General features: G+C 48.5%; 19 protein-coding genes. 11 read left to right on the plus strand and 8 right to left on the minus strand.

All coding sequences use genetic code 11. From position 1 onward, the window contains the following. Positions 1-90: 90 nt before the first annotated feature. Positions 91-1,662, plus strand: a complete 1,572-nt coding sequence (locus LCH85_02940) for an STAS domain-containing protein (GenBank protein MCA0350929.1) — start codon at positions 91-93, stop codon at positions 1,660-1,662. A gap of 315 nt (positions 1,663-1,977) precedes the next feature. Here LCH85_02940 and LCH85_02945 read toward each other — a convergent pair whose 3' ends face one another. Then, the gene (locus LCH85_02945; GenBank protein MCA0350930.1) at positions 1,978-2,520 is read right to left on the minus strand and encodes a GNAT family N-acetyltransferase; all 543 of its coding nucleotides are present in this window, start codon (positions 2,518-2,520) and stop codon (positions 1,978-1,980) included. A 218-nt stretch (positions 2,521-2,738) separates the two neighbouring features. On the opposite strand from LCH85_02945, the gene LCH85_02950 reads away from it, so the two are divergent. Then, positions 2,739-4,391: a beta-glucanase gene (locus LCH85_02950; GenBank protein MCA0350931.1), complete on the plus strand. Its 1,653-nt coding sequence runs from the start codon at positions 2,739-2,741 to the stop codon at positions 4,389-4,391. Between the two features lie 123 nt (positions 4,392-4,514). Here LCH85_02950 and mgrA read toward each other — a convergent pair whose 3' ends face one another. Further along, a complete protein-coding gene (mgrA, locus tag LCH85_02955) occupies positions 4,515-5,507 on the minus strand; it encodes an L-glyceraldehyde 3-phosphate reductase (GenBank protein ID MCA0350932.1) in 993 nt (330 codons plus the stop codon). Between the two features lie 179 nt (positions 5,508-5,686). Between mgrA and LCH85_02960 the strand changes: the two genes are divergently transcribed. The 7 genes from LCH85_02960 (at position 5,687) to tpiA (ending at position 11,372) form a co-directional block, all read left to right on the plus strand. Then, the gene (locus tag LCH85_02960) at positions 5,687-6,256 is read left to right on the plus strand and encodes a hypothetical protein (GenBank protein MCA0350933.1); all 570 of its coding nucleotides are present in this window, start codon (positions 5,687-5,689) and stop codon (positions 6,254-6,256) included. Positions 6,257-6,311: 55 nt separating this feature from the next. Then, the gene (locus LCH85_02965; protein MCA0350934.1) at positions 6,312-6,878 is read left to right on the plus strand and encodes a TetR/AcrR family transcriptional regulator; all 567 of its coding nucleotides are present in this window, start codon (positions 6,312-6,314) and stop codon (positions 6,876-6,878) included. A gap of 46 nt (positions 6,879-6,924) precedes the next feature. Continuing rightward, positions 6,925-8,280, plus strand: coding sequence for an alpha-amylase (locus LCH85_02970; protein ID MCA0350935.1), 1,356 nt, complete (start codon positions 6,925-6,927; stop codon positions 8,278-8,280). A gap of 199 nt (positions 8,281-8,479) precedes the next feature. Further along, entirely contained in the window at positions 8,480-9,283 is an 804-nt protein-coding gene (locus LCH85_02975) for a TlyA family RNA methyltransferase (GenBank protein MCA0350936.1), read from the plus strand. Next, positions 9,280-9,954, plus strand: a complete 675-nt coding sequence (locus LCH85_02980; protein MCA0350937.1) for a protein-L-isoaspartate(D-aspartate) O-methyltransferase — start codon at positions 9,280-9,282, stop codon at positions 9,952-9,954. Before LCH85_02975 ends, LCH85_02980 begins: the two co-directional genes overlap by 4 nt. Positions 9,955-9,959: 5 nt before the next feature. Further along, positions 9,960-10,601 (plus strand): peptidase M50, encoded by a 642-nt coding sequence (locus tag LCH85_02985; protein MCA0350938.1) that lies wholly within the window; start codon positions 9,960-9,962, stop codon positions 10,599-10,601. Between the two features lie 18 nt (positions 10,602-10,619). After that, the gene (gene tpiA, locus LCH85_02990; protein MCA0350939.1) at positions 10,620-11,372 is read left to right on the plus strand and encodes a triose-phosphate isomerase; all 753 of its coding nucleotides are present in this window, start codon (positions 10,620-10,622) and stop codon (positions 11,370-11,372) included. Positions 11,373-11,583: 211 nt separating this feature from the next. Here the strand turns inward: tpiA and LCH85_02995 are convergent, their stop codons facing one another. Then, positions 11,584-12,684, minus strand: coding sequence for a winged helix DNA-binding domain-containing protein (locus tag LCH85_02995; protein MCA0350940.1), 1,101 nt, complete (start codon positions 12,682-12,684; stop codon positions 11,584-11,586). Between the two features lie 193 nt (positions 12,685-12,877). On the opposite strand from LCH85_02995, the gene LCH85_03000 reads away from it, so the two are divergent. Together LCH85_03000 and LCH85_03005 are read left to right on the plus strand one after the other, a co-directional pair. Further along, positions 12,878-14,455 (plus strand): DUF1800 family protein, encoded by a 1,578-nt coding sequence (locus LCH85_03000; protein MCA0350941.1) that lies wholly within the window; start codon positions 12,878-12,880, stop codon positions 14,453-14,455. A 183-nt stretch (positions 14,456-14,638) separates the two neighbouring features. After that, a complete protein-coding gene (locus LCH85_03005) occupies positions 14,639-15,841 on the plus strand; it encodes a DUF1501 domain-containing protein (protein MCA0350942.1) in 1,203 nt (400 codons plus the stop codon). A gap of 66 nt (positions 15,842-15,907) precedes the next feature. On the opposite strand, the gene LCH85_03010 is transcribed toward LCH85_03005, so the two are convergent. The 5 genes from LCH85_03010 to LCH85_03030 all read right to left on the minus strand — a co-directional run bounded on the left by LCH85_03010 (position 15,908) and on the right by LCH85_03030 (position 20,664). Then, on the minus strand, positions 15,908-16,483 hold the full coding sequence (locus LCH85_03010) for a hypothetical protein (protein ID MCA0350943.1): 576 nt from the start codon (positions 16,481-16,483) through the stop codon (positions 15,908-15,910). Between the two features lie 60 nt (positions 16,484-16,543). Continuing rightward, positions 16,544-17,500, minus strand: coding sequence for a hypothetical protein (locus LCH85_03015; GenBank protein ID MCA0350944.1), 957 nt, complete (start codon positions 17,498-17,500; stop codon positions 16,544-16,546). A 12-nt stretch (positions 17,501-17,512) separates the two neighbouring features. Continuing rightward, positions 17,513-18,499 carry a WXG100 family type VII secretion target gene (locus tag LCH85_03020; protein ID MCA0350945.1) on the minus strand — a complete coding sequence of 329 codons (987 nt, stop codon included), beginning with the start codon at positions 18,497-18,499 and terminating at the stop codon, positions 17,513-17,515. A 258-nt stretch (positions 18,500-18,757) separates the two neighbouring features. Then, positions 18,758-19,735 (minus strand): electron transfer flavoprotein subunit alpha/FixB family protein, encoded by a 978-nt coding sequence (locus LCH85_03025; protein ID MCA0350946.1) that lies wholly within the window; start codon positions 19,733-19,735, stop codon positions 18,758-18,760. Between the two features lie 155 nt (positions 19,736-19,890). Next, the gene (locus LCH85_03030) at positions 19,891-20,664 is read right to left on the minus strand and encodes an electron transfer flavoprotein subunit beta/FixA family protein (protein ID MCA0350947.1); all 774 of its coding nucleotides are present in this window, start codon (positions 20,662-20,664) and stop codon (positions 19,891-19,893) included. Between the last annotated feature and the right edge of the window lie 434 nt (positions 20,665-21,098).

Here is a 21,098-nt window from a genome sequence, read left to right on the forward strand (position 1 = left end):
ACTGGGTTGCTTGGGCTAATGCAGCGCATGGTGTTTGGTAAATCAGCCATGAATTCTACGTCGTCCATGGTCTGATGGATAGGAAACACTATGCGAGCACGTGTTCGTCGTCGAGTTACGTGGATCATCACACTCTCTGCATTGCTGCCATTGCTTAGTGTTTGGGTATTAGTTTTATATATCAGTTATCGCGCCGAGGAGCAATCGGCTGAGCGCCAGCAGGTAGCCTTAACCGATTTGGCTGCCGAAGATTTTCGCCGATTTTTATTCAATACCACGATTGAACTGCAAGATGTTGCCGAGAATATTGCCCGCGAAACCGATCCGCAAACAATTACGGCTCAACAACTATCAACCTTAGGGCTATTTCGTTCAAGTTTCGCCGAGGTAGCGATTTATAGCGCCGATGGTCAGCGTCAGGTTGCTAGCTCGCGCTTTGGTGATCCGACCTTGCCAATGTCCTTAACTGGCGCCCAGTTATTGGCAGATCTTAGCACGCGCCGCGTTTCATTCGCCGACCCACCCTCATTTACTGGCACCATTTCACGCAAATTAGCACCACAGGAAATTCCGCGCTTTCGGGTTGCCACCCAACTGCTTAGCTCAAACAACCAGGCACTCTTTTTGGTAGCTGATGTCAGCATGCAACGCATTTGGACCAGCACGACCCGAATTGAAACTGCCGCTGAAATGCGCGTGTTAATTCTGACCGAGCAAGGCGATCTAATTAGCGCTGCCAAAATTGAATCGTTGCTAGAACACCCTGAGATGCGCGGGATACCGTTGCTTGGTTCTGAGGCAACTGTCGCAACTTACGAGAGCGTCTTTGGTGAAGAAGTGTTGGGCGTGCGTACCTCAATCGAGCCTGTCGATTGGATTTTAGTGGTTGAACGACCGCTAGAAGTGATTTATGGCAATGTTGGGCGCTTGGCCGTCAGTTTGCTGATGATTATTTTTATTGCAACCCCAATTGTGATTGGCGTTGGTTGGTATGTTGGGCGGCGGATCGCTGGCCCAATTCAAACCTTGTATGCAGGCGTAACCCGATTTAGCGAAAACCCCAACAATTTCGAGCCAGTGTTGCTTGATACCCGCGATGAACTGGCCAGCCTCGCCGGGGCTTTCAATACCATGGCTAGCGGCCTGAATGCCTCACAAAAGCGGTTGGCCAACCTCAACGAAGAGCTTGAGGCCCAAGTTGTTGGTCGTACCAGCGAATTACACAACGCCTTGGCCGAAGTTCAAGCTCAAAATTTAGCCCAAGAACGCTTGCTTGATACGGTGCGTCGCCTGAGCATGCCCAGCATTCCGATCACCAAACATATGGTTGTGATGCCGTTGGTCGGCGAATTTAGCGCTGATCGCGCCAACGATATTAGCACTACCTTGCTACTGACAATTGAGCAAGAACGTGCCAAAATTGTGATTTTGGATATTACTGGGGTTCCAGTGGTTGATAATATCGTGGCGCGGGCGATTCTTGATGCGGCTCAGGCTGCACGTTTGTTGGGGGCACAAGTCATTTTGGCAGGCATTCGCCCAGATATGGCCGAAACCTTGGTCAACTTGCATATCAATTTAGGCATGATCGAAAGTGCCGCTACTTTAGAGCAAGCCTTCAAACGAGGCATGGAATACCTACGCGTAAATCGACTCTCCTAAAAACCACAAGCGGCTCAATTGAGCCGCTTGTAGAAGAGAAAGAGTGTGTGTGAGGAGGAAGGATTTGTTTGTAGTATCCGATTAGTAACTTACGAGCATCCTAACGATCATGGGCCTAGTTAGTCCTATTGTTTGGTTAGGCCGAGAATCACTAGGAGCAAGCAGCGATTGAAACCACGAAGAGCACGAAGAACACGAAAATTCTTTTTTGCCCTAAATTACACCAACTATCCTTATTAATCCCAAAACCGCACCGCATCCTTCATCCCTCATTTCGGCTCTGCGCCTCTGCGCTAAATTCTGGCCCCTGACCAACTAGTCCCTGACCCCTCCATGCTTTGCTTCCCACTCTGAGCGCAGCATACCCATCTGAATCACATCGACATATTCGCCATTATTATAAAAATGTTGACGCAACCGCCCTTCATGGATAAAACCACATTTTTCATAGGCTGCAACCGCGCGGGGATTATTGCTGCCTGTAGTGAGCCAAATTCGACGATAATTTTGAATTCTGAAGGCCCAACCTAAAAGCACTTGAATTGCATCGCTGCCATAACCCTTGCCCACATAATCGGGATGATAAATGCCAATCCCAAATTCGCTACATTGGGCCACTCGATCTTGATGATGCAAACCAATTGTACCAATCACCACGCCCTCAACTTCGATGATAAACCACGACTTTTCAGGATTCTCAAGGTGTTTCTCGAAGCGCTTTTCGATGCTGGCCAACGACGTTGGCGACCAAGTACCATCACCAAGCAGCACTAATTCAACATTTTTTTCAAGTTCATGCAAGGTTTTGCTATCTTCACGCTCGATCGATCGCAGAGTAACTAATTTGCCTTTTAACACGCTAATCGCTCCTTATCAAACTGAATCTAGCGCTAGTATAGGCCCGATTATTGAGCAACTCATCCATCAGAAGGTTGATTAAACGATCAGCCTTACTAATACATAAATGAGAATCATAAAGAAATTTTAATAAATCTCTTGACTTTAGCACTTGCTCTATGCTAGATTCGTTACTAAGTTCATTGGAATAACTTTCCAGCAACTTGGAGGACTTTTAGATGACTGAACAACCACGTTCTTTTTTTGGCTCGCGTTTAATTCAACGAGTTATTTTGATTTTGGCGATCTGCGCAGTGATTATTCCGCTATTCGCCAGCAAATCATCATATGCTGCCGCCACGCCACGTCGCCCGTTTCCCCAACATACCCAATATGCTAGCGGCACGATCAAGCCCAATCATCGTACCCAAGCCCAACTTGATAGCGACGTTACGACATTTTATGATGTTTGGAAAAGCCGCTATGTCGTTCGAGCAGGTACGAGCAGCGCTGGTAATCCTTACTATCGGATTAGTTTTGGCAGCAGTGCGCCCAACGTAACGGTTTCCGAAGGCCAAGGCTATGGCATGGTCATTATGGCCTTGATGGCGGGCTATGATCCCGAAGCCCAAGCAATTTTTGATGGTTTATGGGAGTTTTCGCGCACCAATCCCAGCAATATCGATTCGCGCTTGATGGGATGGCGCATTCCCAGCGATGGCTCGGGCAATGATAGTGCCTTTGATGGCGATGCTGATATCGCCTATGGCCTGATTTTGGCTGATGCCCAGTGGGGTAGCACTGGTCGAATCAATTATGCCAGCGCGGCAAACACGGTTTTGGATGGGGTTTTAGCATCAACAATTGGCCCAAATAGCCGACTGCCAATGTTGGGCGATTGGGTTTCGCCGAATGGTAGCCCGCATAGCCAATATACGCCACGGCCCTCAGATTTTATGTCCAGCCACTTCCGCGATTACCGAGCATTCACTGGCAATACAACCTGGGATACGGTGCTGAGCAAAACCCAAGGCGTAGTTGATAGCATTCAAGCGCAATATAGCCCCAATACTGGCTTGATGCCCGATTTTGTGGTGCAAGCCAACACAACGCCTAAACCATCGCCTGCCAACTTCTTGGAAAGCGAAAACGATGGCAATTATTATTACAATTCAGGTCGTGTGCCATGGCGCTTGGGAGCCGATGCCGTGATTTTTGGCGATGCTGCTTCATTACGTCAAGCTCAAAAAATTTCACGCTGGATCGAGCAAGCCACAGGTGGTACGGCTACCAATATTCGCGCTGGCTATACTTTGAATGGCACAGCTTTGCCCGATAGTGGCTATTTCAGCACCTTCTTTGCAGCACCATTTGGGGTTGCCGCCATGACTGTGCCAACCAGCCAGCAATGGCTCAATCGGGTCTATGATGCGGTTCGGAGCAATCACCAAGATTATTTCGAAGATACCGTAACCTTGCAATGTTTGCTATTGATGTCAGGCAATTATTGGTCACCAAGCCGCAGCAACACCAGCCCAACGGCAACCCCGCGTCCCGCCACGGCAACCCCGCGTCCAGCGACCACAACGCCACGCCCAGCAACTGCGACTCCACGACCGGCCACCGCTACCCCGCGTCCAGCGACTGCAACACCACGTCCAGCGACCACAACGCCGCAACCGGCCACGGCAACGCCACGACCAGCAACTGCGACTCCACAACCAGCAACTGCGACTCCAAACGGCGTTGCAGCGTGGGATGGCAATATGCGGGCTTATAAAGTGGGTGATCGGGTCAGCTACAACGGGCGCGTCTATCGCTGTTTACAAGCGCATACCTCGTTATCCACTTGGACTCCTGAGGCTGTTCCTGCCTTATGGCAAGCTGAATAATTCAAAAAGGAATAGTTGTTTTTGATCCACGAAGGACACGAAGGGCACAAAGTCCCAGCCTTGTGGCAAGCTGAATAATTCAAAAAGCCCCTGCTGATTGTGTCAGCAGGGGCTTTCTGTAAATTACTCGCTTAGAATCGTTTCAATTGAGTTGAGTTCAGCATCGCTAAATGTCAAATTGTTGAGGGCAGTAATGGCATCGTCGATCTGCGAAATACGGCTAGCCCCGATTAGCACTGAGGTCATCGTTGGGTGGCGCAGTACCCAAGCCAAGGCCATTTGGGCTAAAGTTTGGTCGCGAGCTTGCGCCAAATCGTTCAATTGAGCAACTTTAGCCAAGGCGCTATCGGTAATGTGAGCGGGCTTGAGAAAACCATGCGATTTGGCGGCGCGGGAATCGCCTGGGATGCCTTGCAAATAGCGATCGGTCAATAGGCCTTGGGCCAGTGGCGAAAAAGCAATACAGCCAATGCCTTGCTCGTCCAAGGTTGCCAACAAACCACCCTCAACCCAGCGATTGAACATATTGTAGGATGGCTGATGGATTAAACATGGTGTACCAAGTTGGCGCAAGATCGCACTCGCAGCAGCGGTTTGCTCAGCCGAATAATTGGAAAGCCCCACATAGAGCGCCTTACCACTGCGTACAATCTGATCAAGCGCTTGCATGGTTTCTTCGAGCGGCGTTTCGAGGTCGGGGCGATGATGATAAAAAATATCAACATACTCCAAGCCCATGCGTTTCAGACTTTGATCGAGGCTCGAAACCAGATACTTGCGCGAACCCCAATCGCCATACGGGCCAGCCCACATATAGTAGCCAGCCTTGGTCGAAATCACCAATTCATCACGGTAGGGTTTAAGATCATGCTGGAGCATACGGCCAAAATTTTCTTCGGCAGAACCTGGTGGTGGGCCATAGTTATTGGCGAGGTCAAAGTGGGTAATGCCATGATCAAAGGCGTGCAGCACCATCGACCGCCCATTTTCATAGACATCAACACCACCAAAATTGTGCCATAGCCCCAATGAAACCGCTGATAATTTCAGGCCACTTTTGCCACTGCGATTGTAGCGCATGCTGGTGTAGCGGCTATCTTTGGCTTGATAACTCATATACATCAACCCCATTAGCCAGCTGGTGCAAGCATCAACCGGCAGGATAATCGCTTCGATTATAGCACGCTGGTTTTATCAAAATTTGATTGAAACATCAGCTAAGCATCATTCTTCAAAACCTAATTTCTGCGACGATTAGGCTATCAATGTTCCACTATTTAATTGGAGAGAATGTTATGCGCCAGTGTCGATGGTTAATCGGTATGTTTACAATTGTGCTTGTAGGATGTAGTAATGTTCAGGCTAGCAACATTACTCCAAGCGTTATTCCGTTGCCAACTGCTACGTCCGAACCAAGCGTTATTCCCTTCCCAACCGCTACACCTGAGCCATCGGTCAAACCGTTACCCTTGGAAACTGCTTCGCCGATTGTGCTAACGGCAGTCCCATTGGCCACCGCAACCCAAATTGAGCCGCCGACCCTAGAACCACCAACGGTTGTGCCACCAACCATTGATTTAGCAACTGCCACAGCAGCAGTGCCATCGGTAGATCAGCTACCGCTCGAAGCGTGTCAGCAAGCAGTACGAGCTGAGGCAACCCAATACAACATTGTAGAATTTTCGCCCAACTTGATGCGCGTAACGCCAATCAATTCAAATACATGGGAGATCGTGTCAACGGCTACCGCTAGCTTTGCGAACCCCACATCCAGAACCTTCGAATTGCTGTGGTCATGCGAAGTAACCTTGGATGCCAATCAGCAATGGTTGATTAACAAGGTGTACTACACCAGTGAATGGTAAGGTTTGACAAATTCACAACCTTTCTCTATACTAATCGGTATAGAGAAAGGTTGTCATGGATAATCGGGCTAAGCTGTTAGAACAGGCCTTACAATTATTTGCCCAACGCGGCTACGACGCAATTGGTGTACAAGAAATTGTTGAGCAAGTTGGCGTTACCAAGCCGACGCTTTACCACTACTTTGGCAGCAAACGTGGTGTATTAGAGGCATTAATCAACGAGCGGCTTCAGCCATTAATCGATCAACTTGCCAATGCCACCATCCATGCCAACGATGTTCCAGCCAGTCTAGCAGCGATTTTTCAAGTGTATTTTGATTTTGCGCAAGCAGAACCGTTACTTTATCGGATGCAATTGGCAATGTGGTTTAGCCTGCCCGATAATGAGGCTTTTCAGATTGTAGCGGTCGCTGCCGCCCAACAACAAGCCTTGCTTGAAAGCTTTTTTGTGCGAGCCAGCAGCTTTCATGGCAATATGCGCGGTCGTCAACGGGTCTATGCCGCTACCTTACTGGGCACAATCAACACCTACATTGGGTTATGGCTAAGTGGCGCAATTCAGGCCACGCCGCACATTATTCACCAAGCAGTTCAGCAATTTTCATATGGCATTTATTCCTAAATTTTTTTAGCCATCGCATTATACCGATCGGTATAAAGGAGAAACTATGCATCCATGGGCTAACGACGCACAATGTTACCAAATCTATCCCTTGGGGCTTTGTGGCGCACCAATCCGCAATGATCAAACCAGTGAATCGATTGCGCGGCTCAATCAATTGTATGCTTGGATTGAGCACTTACAAGATTTAGGCATCAATTTGCTCTACCTTGGGCCAGTGTTTGAATCGACTGCTCATGGCTACGACACGATCGATTATTTCACGGTTGATCGGCGGCTGGGCAACAATAATGATTTACAGCAATTGATCGTAGCTTTGCACGCGGCGGGCATTCGTGTGGTGCTTGATGGCGTGTTTAATCATGTTGGCCGCGATTTTTGGGCCTTCCGCGATCTACAAATGCATGGACAAGCATCGGCCTATATCGATTGGTTTGCCGACTTGAATTTCAATCAGCGCAGCCCATACGGCGATCAGTTTAGCTATCAAGGTTGGCATGGTCACTACGATTTAGTCAAGTTGAATTTACACAATTCGGCAGTCCGCGAACATCTTTTTCAAGCAGTCAGCCAATGGATAGAGCAATTTGGCATCGATGGCTTACGGCTTGACGCCGCTGATCAGATCGATCATGGATTTTTGGCGGCGCTGGCGAGCCATTGCAAAAGCCTACGCAACGATTTTCTGTTGATTGGCGAAGTGGTCCATGGCGATTATCGCCAATGGGCCAACCCAACAATGCTCGATAGCGTAACCAACTATGAAGCCTACAAAGGCCTGTATTCTAGCCTGAATGATCGCAATTATTTTGAAATTGCTTACAGTCTGAATCGCCAATTCGGTGCTGGTGGTATCTATCGGGCTACACCGTTGTATAACTTTGTTGATAATCATGATGTCGATCGAATCGCTAGCAGCTTGCACAATCCAGCCCATCTCTACCCTTTACATCTATTGCTTTACACTATGCCTGGAATGCCTGCGCTGTACTATGGCAGTGAATGGGGCTTGCTCGGTCAGAAAACCGCCACCAGTGACCAAGCCTTGCGACCAGCCTTGCCCCAACCCAACCAAATTCAGGCTCAGCAACCTGATTTATTGCCAGCGATTCGCCAATTGAGCCAGCTGCGCCACGAATATGCAGCATTGCGTTATGGCGAATATGCTCAATTGTATGTGCAGGCCGAACAGCTTGTGTTTGTGCGCTGGACCAAGCAGCAAACAATTGTGGTAGCGTTGAATGCAGCTTCAAACGCCCAAACCATTCAATGTGTTGTGCCATTTGGCGAAGGCTCGTTGCTCGAAGATCGCTTGAATGGCGGGCAAACTAAGGTACAGCATGGCCAATTGAAGCTGACAATTCCCGCAACCTGGGGCCAAATCTGGCTGCTAATCAACTGAATTTGATCCACGAAGGGCACGAAGGATCACGAAGATTTTTAGCCACGAATTGCACGAATTGCACGAATTATAGATTCATCCCTCATCCTTATCGTCGTTTCTATGTTCTATATTCTTTGCTCTATGTTCTATTCGATGGCCTTTTTGAATTGGCGTGTTTCAGTTAAAATGAAAGCCAGTTTACACAAAGGACTGAGGAATGACCAAGGTAAAAAAACAACGTTTGGATGTGTTATTAGTTGAATTACAACTTGCGCCAACGCGTGCTAAGGCCCAAGCATTAATTATGGCTGGTGAGGTGATCGTCAATAGTCAAGCCGAAACCAAAGCTGGCACAATGATTGATCCTGCTGCCCAAATCACGCTGAAATCGAGCTTGCCCTATGTTGGGCGGGGTGGTCTCAAACTTGCCCATGCCCTCGATAGTTTTAATATTGCTCCTCAAGGCTGCGTGGCACTTGATGTTGGCGCTTGTACTGGTGGGTTTAGCGATGTGCTGTTGCAACGTGATGCCGCTCATGTCTATGCAATTGATGTTGGCTACGGCCAGCTCGATTGGAAAATTCGCCAAGATCCACGAGTGACCGTGCTTGAACGCACCAATATTCGCTATTTAGAGCACCTGCCGCATGCCGAGGAACAAGCAGCGCCACTCGCTACTTGTGGAGTCGTCGATGTTTCGTTTATCTCGCTGGGATTGGTGTTACCAGCCATGTTGCGACTGTTGGCCGCCGATGTTTGGATTGTCTGCTTGATCAAGCCGCAATTCGAGGCTGGCCCAGAGCATGTTGGCAAAGGCGGAATCGTGCGCGACTCAGCGGTGCATCGCCAGGTGATCGAACGGGTCGTGCAGCAGGCCAGTGATTTGGGCTTAGGCTTGGCTGGATTGACCCGCTCACCAATTACCGGAGCCGAGGGCAATATTGAATTTTTGGGCTATTTTCAACGTAACGCGCTTGCAACAATTGATCTACCGCAAGCGTTAATTGGGCTAGGTTTATGAGCGACGTTTGGCAACAGCAACGTCAGCGCATGGTTGACGAACAACTCCGCCCACGAGGCATTCATGATCAGCGAGTTTTGGCAGCAATGGCCAACGTGCCACGCCATTTGTTCGTTCCAGAAGCCTTACAAGATCAAGCTTATAACGATCAAGCGCTGCCATTGATCTTGGGTCAAACTATCTCGCAGCCATATATTGTGGCCTTGATGGCCCAGGAATTGTTGCTAAATCCTCATGAACAACTACTTGAAATTGGTGCTGGTTCAGGCTATGCTGCCGCAGTATTCGCCGAATTGGTGCGCAAGGTCGTGACGATTGAGCGTCATCAAGCACTAGCCCAACAAACCCAAGTTCGGCTCAAAAACCTTGGTTATGTCAATATTGAAGTAGTCTGGGGCGATGGATCATTGGGCTATCCAGCAGCAGCGCCTTATGATGCCATCAGCATTCCGGCGGCCACGCCTCAACTGGACCAAACGCTGCTCAGCCAGTTGCACGATGGCGGACGCTTGGTTGCCCCGATTGGCGACGCGCAGGATCAACAATTGATTCGGCTGCAACGGCAGGGCCAAAATTGGCAAAAAACCACGATTAGCAATGTTCGCTTTGTGCCGCTGATTGGCGCTGGTGGCTGGGAGCACACACCAGAAACCACGGCGGAAGGAGAGTAGGCTCAATGTTTAATCCACAGGCAGGCTATCCATTTAACTCAGATAACAAACCTCGCAATGAACTCTTCGAATTTGCCAAGGCTTGGCTGGGCACAACCCTAGCTTTTGCCTTGGTGTATCGCGGTTTGGGACTACTTGAGGCCGTGATTATTATGGGAATTGCCGCTGGCCTTGGCATTGTCATCCACGAATTGGCCCATCGCGTGGTTGCTCGGCGCTTTGGCAGCGAGGCGCATTTTTTTGCCAACGATGCAATGTTGGTGCTTTCGGTGGTGCTGGCATTAACTGGATTTATCTTTGCAGCCCCTGGGGCAGTCCATCATCGTGGCTATCTGACCAAGAAACAGCTTGGGTTGGTGGCGGCGGCTGGGCCAGCCAGCAATATGGTTATTGCGCTGATTTCGTTGCTGCTCATTCCAATCGCCAATACGCTCAATATTCAATTTCTGTTTATGATTGCCGTCTATAGCTATGTGGTCAATTCGCTACTAGGGATTTTTAATATGATCCCTTATGGCCCGTTGGATGGCGCTAAAATTATGGACTGGGACATGCGGGCATTTATTGCCATGGCCTCAGTTGGTGGGCTATTGTTTGTTGTACAATACCTGCCGATTGCCAAAAACTTATTTGTCTTTGGCTTCTAAAGCTTTTTTGGAGGATGTATGCGCCGACCATTGTTGGCTGGTAATTGGAAGATGCACTACGGGGTCAGTGAGGGCGTGGCCTTAGTCGAAGCACTCAGCGCCGATTTGACCGATCTCAGCGATCGTGATGTGTTGGTTTGCCCACCATTCACCTTGTTGGGCAGTTTAGCGCCACTACTCGATGGTACTGCCGTGGCCTTGGGTGCACAAAATATGCACTACGAAGCCAAGGGAGCCTACACTGGCGAAATTGCACCCCAAATGCTCAAGGAATTGGGTTGTAGCTATGTGATTTTAGGCCATAGCGAACGCCGCCAGTATTTTGGCGAAACTGACGAGTTGATCAATCGCAAAGCCCATGCCGCCTTAGCCAACGGCCTCAAGCCAATTGTATGCGTTGGCGAAGTCAAAGCCGAACGCGATAGTGGCCAAGCAGAGAGCGTCGTTGTTGGCCAATTACGCGGCAGTTTGGCTGGATTAAGTGCCGAGCAATTACGCGGTGTCGTGATTGCCTACGAACCAGTTTGGGCGATTGGCACTGGCGATACTGCTACTCCAGCTGATGCTCAAGCCATGCACGCGCGAATTCGCGCCGAACTGGCCGCCCTCAGCGATCAAGCAACCGCCGACGCGGTGATTATCCAGTATGGTGGCTCGGTCAAGCCTGATAACGTCGATGAATTGATGTCGCAACCCGATATTGATGGCGCGTTGGTTGGCGGAGCCGCGCTCAAAGCCGCCGATTTTATTCGGATTGTGCGGTTTAAATAGGAGTGGTCAGGGGCTAGGGATCAGGGTTCAGTTCCTGATCCCTTTTTTGATCTACGAAGAACACGAAGCGCACGAAGGCTTGATTTTAGCCACGAATTGCCCAAATTCCACGAACAATGTTCCTATAGCCTATAGCCTTCAGCCTAGAGCCATAGTTTCTCTGGGCTAAATATTCCCCGATCCCCAGCCCCCAACAACTAACCCCCATACGTTATTCAAACCGAATAATCGGATCAGTGGTATTGGTCGCAAAGTGGAGCAAGTTCACTGCTTCTTGCGCCAAACCTTGGCGATCAGCCTCGGAAACTGGCTCAAACAAGTGTAATTTTAGGCTTGATTCGGGCTGCTGCAATTTCCACATGCCAACCACAAAGCCATCAACCAAGATTGACCCAGGAATTAAGCCATTGCTCGTAAACAACCGCTGGCGATAGCTTTCGCTCAAAATTCGACTGCGATCAGCATGCCCAAGCAAAATATTATCAAATTCGGCCAGCAGCCGTGGTGGCGCAGGCGTTTCAGCCGACGGTCGCGGGGCATCAGGCAAATCAAATAATTCACGGCCTTGCTCATCGCAGAAGCAAACTAATTCTGAGCGTAATTGATTGAAAACACTTGATAAACGCGTTAAACCCGACCACGCCTGCATATCATTGACACTTGCTGGGCCAAAGGCTGCCAAATAGCGTCGCACCAATTGGGCTAAATCTGGCTCGGTTGCTAATGGCATGCCCAGCCAATGTTCAGCGGTGGTGTGAGCAGCCGCGCCACTCGTTGCCCATAACCCACGCGGCGGCACTTGAACTAAAGCTAACCACGTGCGTAAGGCTTGGGCTAAAGCTGCCGCTGGATAGCTTGGCCAGCGTTCTTGCAGCAACAAACCAAGCGCTTGGAAGGTTTGTGGTTGCGCTTCAACCAGCCTACGTCCATAGTCGATCAAGGCTGCTTGATCAATTTCGGGTAGTTGCTTGCCAAAATTTGATTGAAAGCCGCGTTCCAAAACAGGTTGCAGCAATGGTCGTAAACCTAAACAATCGCCAGCACTCACCAGATGAATTGTCGAGCGCAGCAGCGCGATCCGTACCACTTGGCGAGTTTCAAATAAACCTGATAATTGTTGCTGTTCGAAACGCTCTAAACGCGACCATAGCCCAAAATAAGGTGGGTTCGGCGCTTGGGCTTGTAAACCAACTAGCGCCTCAATCAAGCCCAAAACTGGAATATTGACGCGCTGCAACAAGTATTGGCGGGCTAGTAAAGCCCGATTCAAGGCGCGTTGACTCAAAACTGGATGGTTTAAACGCTTAGCCATAGCCATTCCTTTATCAAAACACACTATTTTAGCCGTTTACCAGCATCGCTACAAAACCAGATCATTGCAGGTTGCCAGCAAGCTCAGCTTGATCGGGTTCAATTATCGCCGAAATTTCTTCATTATTTCTTCATTGTTTGCACATAATCTAGCAGCACTGGCTAAACTGACCTATCTAGCAGGAGGTTTGCTGATGCTAAATCGACGTAATTTTTTGAAAATCAGTGGGCTAGCGACCGCCTACAGTTTGCTGCCACTCTGGCTAAGCGCCTGTGCTCGGGCGGCTCCTAGCACAATCGCCCAGCCAACTTGGGAGATCGAACCTGTGGCAAACGGCGATCACAGTAGCCGTGCAGCAATTCGCCATTTGCTCAATCGGCTCAGCTACGGCCCGCTCCCTGGTGAAATCGAGCAAGTGCAAGCCTTGGGGTGGGATGCCTACCTTGAGCAGCAACTCAACCCAAGCCAGCTTGATGATTCAGCGCTTGAGCAACAATTGGCTCAATTTGAAACCCTCAACCACACTAGCTCCCATTTGATCGAGCACTATCCCAAAGGTGCGAACGGCTCACGCCTGATTATCCGCGAGCTTCAAGCCGCTAGCTTGTTGCGAGCAGCGAGCAGCAAACGCCAACTATTTGAGCTGATGGTCGATTTTTGGAGCAACCATTTCAATATCTACATTGGCAAAAATCAGGTTAAATGGCTCAAAACCGCCGATGACCGCGAAGTTATTCGCCAGCATGCGCTCGGCAAATTCCGCGATTTATTGCTGGCTTCGGCCAAAAGCCCAGCTATGTTGGTCTATCTCGATAACGCCGAAAATGTGCGACCTGGAGTTAAAGTTGGCAAGAAAAAGCTTGGCTTAAACGAAAATTATGCCCGCGAAGTGCTCGAACTGCATACGGTTGGGGCCGACGCAGGCTATAGTCAAGCCGATGTCCAAGCAGTTGCCCGTGTCTTGACGGGCTGGACAATCACCCGACCTAACAGTGATCAGCCTGGCTTGTTTCAATTTCTGGCCAAATTTCACGATCTTGAGGCCAAGCGCATCGATTTTCTGCAACTTGATTTGGCTGCTGATGGTGGCATTGAAGAGGGCGAGTTATTATTAAAGCTGCTAGCCGAACATCCCAAAACTGCTCAACGCTTGGCCTATAAACTCTGTTTGCGCTTTGTCAGCGACGATCCACCAGCTGATTTAGTTGAACGGGTTGCCCAAACCTATCTTCAGCACGATACTGATATTCGCGCCATGCTCAATGTGTTATTCAACTCAGATGAATTTTTGGCTGCTGCTCAGCAAAAAATCAAGCAGCCCATGCATCTATTGATTTCAGTCATTCGCGCTACCAATAGCAGCATCACCAACCAAGCCTTCAAAGGCCAAAATAGCCTACTTGAACAATTGACCAGCTTAGGCCAAATGTTCTTCAACTGGCCGCCACCCGATGGCTATCCCCAAATCAGCAGCGCCTGGGTCAACACTGGCGCGATGCTCAGTCGTTGGAATCTAGCATTTGCCCTAGCTGAAGGTCGGATCGACGGCCTAAAAACCGATATCCCTAAGTTTACCAAACAGCAAAACCAAGCCAGCCAATTGGTCGATACACTAGCCAATTATCTCAATTTAAGTCTTGCCGCCGAGTCACGAGCCAGTTTAATTGATTATTTAAATGCTAGCCAAGCACCAAATCCAACCGTCGATCAAGCCAAAATCGCTGGCCTACTTGGCCTATTGCTGGCCAGCCCTGAATTTCAATTGTGCTAATAAGAACATAGAACAAAGAGCATAGAACATAGGGGAACGATTTTTAAACACGAAGGCCACGAAGAACACGAATGCTGATTGAAAGGTACTAAATTATTGGCTAGCAATTCAGACAGTTAATCGGCCTAGCCTTCGCGGTTTCGACCTTTTGTACTTTTGAAGACTAGTCAAAGGAGTTTTATCATGCTTAATCGTCGCCAATTGCTAGGGCTAGCCCCAAACATTCAGGTTATTCAACGCCAACCTATCGCAGTTAGCCCAAGCCAGCGTGATGTTTTGATTTGTGTATTTCAGCGTGGCGGAGCCGATGGATTAAACATGGTTGTGCCGCATGGTGAAGCTGCCTACTACCAAGCTCGGCCAAATTTGGCGATCGCCCAGCCCAACCAACAATTTGGCGCAATCGATCTCGATGGATTTTTTGGACTGCACCCCAGCCTTGAGCCATTCAAAGAAATTTGGGATGCCAAACAGCTGGCAATTGTGCATGCGTGCGGCTCACCCGACCCAACCCATTCACATTTTGATGCCATGGATTATATGGAGCGTGGCACACCTGGCCAAAAAAGTGACCCGCGCGGCTGGCTTGGGCGACACTTGGCAGCAACCCAACAAAGCAACGATTCACCCTTTCGCGCGGTGGGGTTTGGCTCGTTGCTCCAAGCCTCGTTGCGCGGCGGTTCGGCCACAGCACTCACCAGCCTTGAGGCCTTTAATCTTCAAGCTAATCGTTTAGAATTACCCAAACTTCGCGCCGCCCATGGCCAACTCTATCGTGGATCGGGCATGTTGGTTGGAGCCGCCCAGCAAACCTTTGCTGCACTTGAAATTATGCAAAAACTCAATCCAAGCCAATATCAACCGAGCGATGGCGCGGTATACCCTGATAGTCCATATGGCAAGGCTTTGAAGCAAATTGCCCAATTGATCAAGGCTGACTTGGGCCTAGAGGTCGCCTGTGCCGACATCGGCGATTGGGATACTCATGTCAATCAAGGTGGTGCTGATGGCGAGATGGCAGCCAATTTGGCTGAATTTGCAGCTGGCCTACGGGCATTGTATACCGATTTAAGCGCTAATTTAGGCCGAGTGACGATTGTAACCATGAGCGAATTTGGGCGCAGGGCGGCTGAAAATGGCGGCGGGGGCACTGATCATGGCCATGGCAATGTGATGTTCGTTATAGGTGGCAACATAACTGGCGGCATCTATGGGGCGTGGCCGGGCTTGCAACCTGAACAGCTCTACGGGCCAGGCGATTTACAAATTACCAGCGATTTTCGCGATGTATTGGCTGAAATTTTGCAAAAACGCCTGCACAGCCAACAGCTCAATGAGCTATTTCCTGAGTATACGCCGAGCCAAAACCATAATTTGGTGCGCTAATAGCGCAAATTCTAACCGCCCGACTTTATCAATGGATTAAGCCTGGGCCATTTAAGGACTGTAAGCCTAGCGCAAGCGCATCGCTCGTGCAATATGCCTAATTCGACGTAACGGATGGATGGCTCGCGGTAAACGCCGACCATGCAATCGCCGTTCTTGCTGTATATAATAGGCTTCTAACCCTAATGGCCCATGAAAAATCTGCTCAATTGCTTGATTATGAGGATCAGGATGGCGGCCAGCAAACCAACTATAGTGATGTTCTTGCTCATCAAGTCGCACTAAAACCAAATCATGAACACTGGCAGTGGTTAATGCTCGCGTGCTCATTTCAAGTTTAAAAATAGCCTGTTGACGCAGTATTTGGCAAATTTGGGCAAATGTTTCTTGATCTAGCGCTTCATCAAAAATAACAGAATGGTTGATTGACTGTTGCCAATTAGCCAATGGCCAATAATCCACACAAGCAAAACGTCGATAACATTGATTCGGATACTCGGCAAAAAATACTACAGCTGTTTTCTCTTCAGCATGTGGCAATTCATCAGGAAATTGATTAAACCAATAATGGCGTAGATAGAGGTAGTTTGTAGCAGAACTTAATCGATCATAATACAGTAATGGAATGAATTTCTGCAGCATATTGCCAATCCATAAAAAATGCTAGGGTTAAGCATTGCTGCTTAACCCTGGCATTCCAGCCTAGAAGGTGGCTTGCTCAACACGACCATCAGCGAAGGTTAGGGTTAAGTGCAATGGTTGTTGTGGCATTACAACCACCTCAAGCATATTCCAAGTTGAAGGATAGCGCTGGCGTAGCTCACGCAAGATAAAGAAGAGTTGATAATCAACCTCAAAGCCCTGTTCATGGCGCAGTTGGTTAGCTGAGCTAAATCGTCCATATAACAAGCCATGATCAACTTCGGCGATCTCGGCAACTACTCGCGCACTAACCCAAGGCTGGGTTAATTGTTGCTCAATCGTGCTGCGTACAACCGCCAACAATTGCTCTGTGCTGGCATCACTGAGATCATAGACAGCCCCATTGTGATAATGAAAGGCATGATAGAAGGGCAAACCATCAACCTGATAACGCGCAGCAAGAATGATCGGTCGCTGATCAGCATTGGGCAAGTTAATAACCTGGAGGCTCAGTGAGACCTCATGGCCTGCTTGGCGCTTAGCATCGAGGGTTTGCTCAAATTGCTGCCAAGCCTGTTGATTGATCTCGGTTGGCTGAAAAGGCTTAGCCAACTCAAGCGGAGCCGGATCATCAATCTGCCATTCAACTGTTTGATACTGAATCGTCGTTTCAATAAAATCTTCAGTATCAGTTATTGGGTCAAATAGATTCATAAGCAACTGGACTTCAGAAATCCCTTGTTGTTTACGCCAGTTGAATTCAAGGATATCGCCATAGCGACTATCCTGATTATTAACAGGATTATCAAATTGTGGCAATGATGGGGTAATCGATTGAACTCCATAAAAAATCAACCGAGTTTGCCGAAAATCATCAACCATAGCATTAGCGTCAAAATTAACCTCTAAAGCCAGGTTTAATTCAATATGAAGAATTAATTTCTGATTTTCTTGATTAAAATCGATGACTTCAATCAAACCATTATGCAAGGAATATAAAGTTGGATCAAGATTCATAGGTGCTCCTGATTATTTAACAACAATATGTGATGCAGCCGAACCATCATTGACTAGATTACCATTTTTATCAAAGTAAATCCCGGCTTTCTTCCCTGAAGCATGAGGATTTTCAATATGATAATGATCAACTGCTTTAAAGCCATTTGAACCTGGTTTACCTTTATCAAACCTTAAAATAAGCCCTGATTCGTCCTGAAATGTTCGATGGCCATTTGCCGCTGCATTTGGATTAGAAATTTCTTTCCATCCTTGATTAAGTAAATCGTCGGGGTTTTTAGGCAAATTCGAAGCAATATTCGGAATTCGCTGAGCAGTTTCCTCAAGGGTTTCTTCGGCGACATTTTTAACGACCCGTTCAGCACCCTCTTCGACAACTTCTTCAGCAACTTCCTTGACAACCCGTTCAGCCCCTTCTTCAACAACCTCTTCGACAATTTCTTTGCCAGCCTTAACACCCCACTTACCAAGTTTGCCTAAATCACCAACGATTGGAATCATCGCCGCCGCTGAGATGCCAGCCTCAATATAACGGCCCTCTGCTAGATAAATCAAGGCATTAACCCCATCGGCAATTTCGCCAAACCCAGGGATAAAGCCTAGAACATCTAGCCCACCATGGACCCACTCGCTGGCTTTGTTCCACGCCTTACTCCACCAACTGCCTTCATCTTTCTTAGCTGCTGCTGCCAGCAAATTGCCTTTGAATAACGCGGCAGCTTCTTCCTCAGCCTGGCGAAACACCTTGCTAATTTCGCCTGTCAGGCTTTGCGCCACATTAAAAGTATGTTCAAGCCGTTTCAGGGTGGGTACAACTTCGCCAGTATACTCACGATCAAAGGCTGCAAACGCAGCGCCTTCCCAACCACCATCGGCTAAGCGCTGATGCTGCTGGGTTAATTGTTGTTGCAATGCGGCAACTCGGTCAGCTAACTGGCCAAATTTTGTAGCAATTTGTTTAAGCTGCTCATACTCAGCTTGAACGATCGGTGCAGTCATTCTGCCTCCCAATAACAGTAAAAAGATCATCCTGTTAAACGAGTTACCGGGAGGGTTGGATTATTGTGATTGTAATCGTTAACAGCCACATTCAAAAATGCTTGGCTAGCATAGCATACATGCGCGTGAGCTAGATTAATCAGAGCTTAATCTAGCTATGCGAATAATTAGGTTTTGCAGGCCTGTATAGTAGATCCATTTAAACACAACAAAACGCGGATCAAAGCTTGATCCGCGTTTTTGAATTTTGAGCTTAATTTAGCGGCCTGTTTTGGCTTTGACTTCAGCCGTCAAAGCGGGCAGCACTTCATTGATATCGCCAACAATCCCATAGGTTGCTACCTTGAAAATCGGTGCCTCAGGATCTTTGTTGATAGCCACGATGGTATTTGAAGAGCGCATGCCAGCGAGGTGCTGAATTGCGCCGGAAATACCACAGGCAACATACAATTTTGGCGCAACAGTTTTGCCAGTTTGGCCGACCTGGCGCTCGTAAGCGATCCAGCCAGCATCGACCACCGCACGGGAAGCACCGTGGGTTCCGCCCATCACCCGAGCCAACTCAGGGATGAGTTTTTCGTAGTTTTCAGGTGAGCCAAGCCCACGACCGCCCGAAACGATCACGGTTGCATCGGCAAGGTTAACCGCGCCGGTGCGTTGCTCAACGTTGCGCACTTTGGTGCGAATGTTAACCGCAGGCATCGCCACATTGACCACTTCACCAGCGCCAGCGCCAGCAATTGGCTTGCCAACTTGGCGACGAACCGAGGCAATCGCTGGGCGAGCAGCCCCAAAGCTCAGGCTGTTGATCACATTTGCGCCGTGTGATGGGCGCACAGCGGTCAATTGACCAGCTTCAACCCCAACGTTAGTCACATCAGGAGCAAGACCAACGCCCAATTCAGCAGCCAAGGCTCCCGTAAAGTCGCGCATTTGCAACGATGAACCAGTCAAAAAGACTTCTGGTTGATGGGCTTCGATTGCAGCTTTGGCCGCAGCAACGTAGCCATCGGTGGTATATTGTGCCAAATTGGCATCATCAACCACATAGGCTTTGCTTGCACCAGCAGCAAATGCTTGCTCAACCAAGCTCGCGGTATTGCTGCCAAGTACCAAGGCAGCCACTGCTTGACCAAGTGCATCGGCAATTTCTTTGCCTTTGCCCAATAATTCTTTGGAAATTGCCCCAACTTCGCCATTTTTATGTTCGATTAAGACCCAAACGCCACTAGCCATGAAAACACCTCATTGTGAAGGATGAAGGATGAAGGATAAGGGATGAATAGGCTCCTTCAATCTCGACATCAATAGATAATGACTATGTTTTGGATGAACCCTGAGGAGAAAGATGGTTATTCATCCTTCATCCCTCATAATTCATCCTTGTCAGCTTACAGGATTTGATTTTCAACCAATTTTTGCACTAAGCTGCTAACTTGGGTTTGCACGTTGCCACTCATCATCTCGCCAGATGGGCGGGCTGGTGGTGGCACACGATCAGCAACTTGGACATTGCCAGCAACATCGCCGCTGCCAAGGCCAAGATCGCCTAAACCCCAGGTTGGAATTGGTTGCTTGCTGACTTTGCGAATCTTCAACAATGATGGGTAACGTGGCTCGTTCAAATCCTTGACGGCGGTCACGACGACCGGCAACGAGGCTTCGACCGTTTCGAGGGTATCTTCCAAAGCGCGATCAACCACAATGCTGCTTTCGGTTAATTCGTGCACTTTGAAAACATAGGTAAGTTGTGACCAACCAAGAAAGCGAGCCAAGGCTGGGCCAAATTGGCCGGTTTCGTCATCGGTGCTTTGCTTGCCACAAAACACGATATTAACGTTATCGAGCTTCTTGATCGCGGCGGCAACAACTTTGGCAGCGCTTTGTGAATCAACATGTTCCAAAGCTGGGTCATTGATCAACACAGCTTCGTTAGCACCCATAGCCAAGGCTTTTTTGAGTGAATCAGTGGCATCATCGCTGCCAAGGCTGATCACGGTCACTTGGCCATCGTTCTTTTCGGCCCACTGCAAGGCTTCTTCAATCGCATATTCATCAAACAAATTGATAATTGGATTGATTCCGTCGGTGTTAATCTGCTTATCGGCAGTGATTTTCACACTATTTTGTTCAGGAACTTGCTTAACACAAACTACTGCGTGCATTCAAGAAACCTCCGTTGGTTTGCTGAGTGGCTCTTTCGCCACAAGCAGGCGCTGTGGCTTTGGCCATAGTATACCATAGACTCGCCGACCATGACGCACTGCGTTTAACCCCAAAGCTGGCTTATTTTGTACAATTGCTGTGCATTTGGCTGGCGTATACTCATACTAAGCCATGATCTGCCTGCCGCTGCCAGTGCTCCAAATCAGCACTTGGTTGATCGTGGCTGCTGAACAAGGAGTTTTTTGATGGATTTAAATGAGTTTGAATCAGTACGTAAACTGCGCAAAACTGCGTTTAAATATTGCTGCGGGATTGCTTTTCTTTTGATGTTTCATCTTGTAATTTATGTTTTAATTTTTGACTATGTTTTGGAATACAGAACAATAGTTCTCGCATTTATTTATTTCTATATGTTTTATATGCATACAGATAA

It is taken from the genome of Chloroflexota bacterium (genome assembly GCA_020161265.1).
GTDB lineage: Bacteria > Chloroflexota > Chloroflexia > Chloroflexales > Herpetosiphonaceae > Herpetosiphon.

What these genes read in the sequence shown, in the direction of transcription:
- LCH85_02940 (MCA0350929.1), top strand. Translation starts at nt 91, where the DNA reads ATGCGAGCACGTGTTCGTCGTCGAGTTACGTGGATCATCACACTCTCT.
- LCH85_02950 (MCA0350931.1), top strand. Translation starts at nt 2,739, where the DNA reads ATGACTGAACAACCACGTTCTTTTTTTGGCTCGCGTTTAATTCAACGA.
- mgrA (MCA0350932.1), bottom strand. Translation starts at nt 5,507, where the DNA reads ATGAGTTATCAAGCCAAAGATAGCCGCTACACCAGCATGCGCTACAAT.
- LCH85_02960 (MCA0350933.1), top strand. Translation starts at nt 5,687, where the DNA reads ATGCGCCAGTGTCGATGGTTAATCGGTATGTTTACAATTGTGCTTGTA.
- LCH85_02965 (MCA0350934.1), top strand. Translation starts at nt 6,312, where the DNA reads ATGGATAATCGGGCTAAGCTGTTAGAACAGGCCTTACAATTATTTGCC.
- LCH85_02970 (MCA0350935.1), top strand. Translation starts at nt 6,925, where the DNA reads ATGCATCCATGGGCTAACGACGCACAATGTTACCAAATCTATCCCTTG.
- LCH85_02975 (MCA0350936.1), top strand. Translation starts at nt 8,480, where the DNA reads ATGACCAAGGTAAAAAAACAACGTTTGGATGTGTTATTAGTTGAATTA.
- LCH85_02980 (MCA0350937.1), top strand. Translation starts at nt 9,280, where the DNA reads ATGAGCGACGTTTGGCAACAGCAACGTCAGCGCATGGTTGACGAACAA.
- LCH85_02985 (MCA0350938.1), top strand. Translation starts at nt 9,960, where the DNA reads ATGTTTAATCCACAGGCAGGCTATCCATTTAACTCAGATAACAAACCT.
- tpiA (MCA0350939.1), top strand. Translation starts at nt 10,620, where the DNA reads ATGCGCCGACCATTGTTGGCTGGTAATTGGAAGATGCACTACGGGGTC.
- LCH85_02995 (MCA0350940.1), bottom strand. Translation starts at nt 12,684, where the DNA reads ATGGCTAAGCGTTTAAACCATCCAGTTTTGAGTCAACGCGCCTTGAAT.
- LCH85_03000 (MCA0350941.1), top strand. Translation starts at nt 12,878, where the DNA reads ATGCTAAATCGACGTAATTTTTTGAAAATCAGTGGGCTAGCGACCGCC.
- LCH85_03005 (MCA0350942.1), top strand. Translation starts at nt 14,639, where the DNA reads ATGCTTAATCGTCGCCAATTGCTAGGGCTAGCCCCAAACATTCAGGTT.
- LCH85_03010 (MCA0350943.1), bottom strand. Translation starts at nt 16,483, where the DNA reads ATGCTGCAGAAATTCATTCCATTACTGTATTATGATCGATTAAGTTCT.
- LCH85_03015 (MCA0350944.1), bottom strand. Translation starts at nt 17,500, where the DNA reads ATGAATCTTGATCCAACTTTATATTCCTTGCATAATGGTTTGATTGAA.
- LCH85_03020 (MCA0350945.1), bottom strand. Translation starts at nt 18,499, where the DNA reads ATGACTGCACCGATCGTTCAAGCTGAGTATGAGCAGCTTAAACAAATT.
- LCH85_03025 (MCA0350946.1), bottom strand. Translation starts at nt 19,735, where the DNA reads ATGGCTAGTGGCGTTTGGGTCTTAATCGAACATAAAAATGGCGAAGTT.
- LCH85_03030 (MCA0350947.1), bottom strand. Translation starts at nt 20,664, where the DNA reads ATGCACGCAGTAGTTTGTGTTAAGCAAGTTCCTGAACAAAATAGTGTG.